This window comes from Oleiphilus sp. HI0061 (genome assembly GCF_001635675.1).
Map to the genome: position 1 here is coordinate 1 of NZ_LWFE01000733.1, position 697 is coordinate 697.

A 697-nucleotide genomic window follows, 5' to 3' on the forward strand; every position below is an offset into this window, starting at 1 on the left:
CATCAAACAGCATCTCGTGCGTTTGTTTGTAATAAGCTCGCAGGAAGAAAGCTCGACTATTGCTTAGCTTGAAGTAAGCAACTTGAAGGCAGCACTTCCGACCATTGATCGTGGCGAAATCTTCGCCCCAATCAAACTGGAATGCTTCGCCTGGTGCAAAAGTCAGTGGAACATAGACTCGCTTAGCGGCAGTGCTCTTTGCTTCATGTTGCTCTTGTCGCCACTGCCGTGCAAACGCAGCAACACGATCATAGGAAACGGTGTAACCCAGTTGTACTAAATCCTGGTATAGCTGCTTGACTGACTTACGCTGCTTTCGATGCTTTTTCACCTCACGGTGAAGCCAGCAGGTTAAGGTCTTCTCGTAGTCATCCAGCTTACTCGGCGACTTCCTTGCAGGGTAGCTTGGGTCTAAATTTCTATTATTGAGGTATTTACGAACAGTATTTCGTGACAATCCGGTCTTCCGAGCAATCGATCGAATCGATTGTCCCTCCCGAATATGCCAGCGTCGAATTACGCTTAGTAGAGCCACGTCTATCACTCCATTTTCTCCTGCTTTGCTGAAGCAGGGATAGGTTTATACGTGGGTCAAAATTCGATGCAAATATACGGCTTTAGTGGGTCAGTTTTGGGTGCAAATCAACAGCTAGGGAAGGAAATTATTGTTAAACAAGGCATCCGGGTATCCCTTGCC

General features: G+C 46.9%; 1 pseudogene. It reads right to left on the reverse strand.

What is annotated here, in order from left to right:
• A pseudogene (locus tag A3735_RS09125) lies at window positions 1–544 on the reverse strand (IS21 family transposase); the annotation flags it as partial.
• Between the last annotated feature and the right edge of the window lie 153 nt (window positions 545–697).